Source organism: Mesorhizobium sp. M7A.F.Ca.CA.001.08.2.1 (genome assembly GCF_003998455.1).
GTDB classification, from domain to species: domain Bacteria; phylum Pseudomonadota; class Alphaproteobacteria; order Rhizobiales; family Rhizobiaceae; genus Mesorhizobium; species Mesorhizobium ciceri.
On record NZ_RZPW01001049.1, the window covers coordinates 1 to 1,677 of the forward strand.

General features: G+C 62.5%; 2 protein-coding genes. Both read left to right on the plus strand.

Features of this window, described 5'->3' with window-relative positions; all coding sequences use genetic code 11:
* Positions 1 to 492: Ppx/GppA phosphatase family protein (locus EN914_RS34595; protein WP_407067831.1), on the plus strand; the 492-nt coding region annotated here is incomplete at its 5' end.
* A 229-nt stretch (positions 493 to 721) separates the two neighbouring features.
* On the plus strand, positions 722 to 1,465 hold the full coding sequence (locus EN914_RS34605) for an RlmE family RNA methyltransferase (RefSeq protein ID WP_013532288.1): 744 nt from the start codon (positions 722 to 724) through the stop codon (positions 1,463 to 1,465).
* Positions 1,466 to 1,677: the final 212 nt, after the last annotated feature.

Genomic DNA, 1,677 nt, shown 5'->3' on the forward strand with positions numbered 1-1,677 from the left:
GGCGTCGTCTCGCTGGCCGAGCGCTTTGGCGGCCGCACGGTGACGCGCGAGATCTTCGCCGCCATGGTCGATGACGTTGCCGGCCGGCTGGCCAGCTTCGACGGTCGCGATCGGCTGAGCCATCTCAAGGCCAGCCCGAATTTCCATCTGCTGGGCACGTCCGGAACGGTGACGACGCTGGCCGGTGTCCACCTTGAACTCGAGCGCTACGATCGCCGCCGTGTCGACGGGCTGTGGATGGACCGCGACAGCGTCGACCGCATGGTCGAAAGACTGGTTGGCTGGGATTTCCAGCAGCGCTGCGCCAACCCTTGCATCGGTGCCGATCGCGCCGATCTGGTACTGGCCGGCTGTGCTATCCTCGAAGCGATCCGCGCCGTATGGCCGTCCGAGCGGCTGCGCGTCGCCGATCGTGGCCTGCGCGAAGGTATTTTGAGCGAATTGATGGCCGATGATGGCGTCTGGCGCAACGATGGGCGTGGCAGAGCGTGAACAGTCGACCCCCACTCCGTCGAGCTACGCTCGACACCTCTCCCCCGATCGACGGGGGAGAGGAAAGGCGTGAACTTATGCAGGCTGGCTCCCTTCCTCTCCCTCCGGAGGGGGGAGAGGTGGCTCGGCGAAGCCGAGACGGAGTGGGGGAAGCCGTTCACGAAACGCGCAGACGTCGAAAAATGAACACAACTCGACGAGCGAGAAAACCCGGGCCAGAAATCAGGCAATGACCAAGAAACCGGAAAAACCAGGATCCGCCAGCATTCGCGTGCTGAAGACGCGGATCAAGAAGAAGAGCGGGCTGAAGGAATCGTCGCGCCGCTGGCTGCAGCGCCACATCAACGATCCCTATGTCCAGCGCTCCAAGGCTGACGGTTATCGCTCGCGCGCGGCCTATAAGCTGATCGAGATCGACGACAAGCATCATCTGTTGAAACCCGGCATGAAGGTGATCGATCTCGGTGCCGCCCCCGGCGGCTGGTGCCAGGTTGCCGCCGCGCGGACGAAATCGACGGCCGACAAGCCGCATGTCATCGGCATCGATTATCTCGAAATGGACGCCGTGCCCGGCGCACCGGTGCTGCTGATGGATTTCCTCGATCCGCAGGCGCCGCAGAAGCTGGCCGAGGCGCTGGGTGGGGATCCCGATATCGTGTTGTCCGACATGGCGGCACCGACCACCGGCCACAAGCGGACCGACCATATCCGCACCATGCATCTGTGCGAGGTGGCGGCCGATTTCGCGCTCTCCGTCCTGAAACCGGGCGGGCACTTCCTCGCCAAGACTTTCCAGGGCGGCGCCGAAAACGAACTGCTCTCCATGCTCAAGAAGAATTTCCGCTCGGTCCATCACGTCAAGCCGCCGGCGTCGCGGGATGAATCGGTCGAGCTCTATTTGCTGGCCAAGGATTTCAAAGGGCGAGATCTTCCTTCTCCCCTGGGAGAAGGTGTCGCCGAAGGCGACGGATGAGCTCCAGGGAACGCCAACGTTTCACTCCGCTGGAACACCCCTCATCCGTCTTGGCGCTTTCGCGCCGATCCACCTTCTCCCACAGGGGCTAGCGTGCGCACACATTTGCTTCGTGCTGTGGTCAAGCGTGAAGAAGCGACGCCGGAAAATGGCTTGAAGTGTTTGAATCGCATGTGATTCTGTAGCTGCCATTGTTCTGGAGGCTACGACGA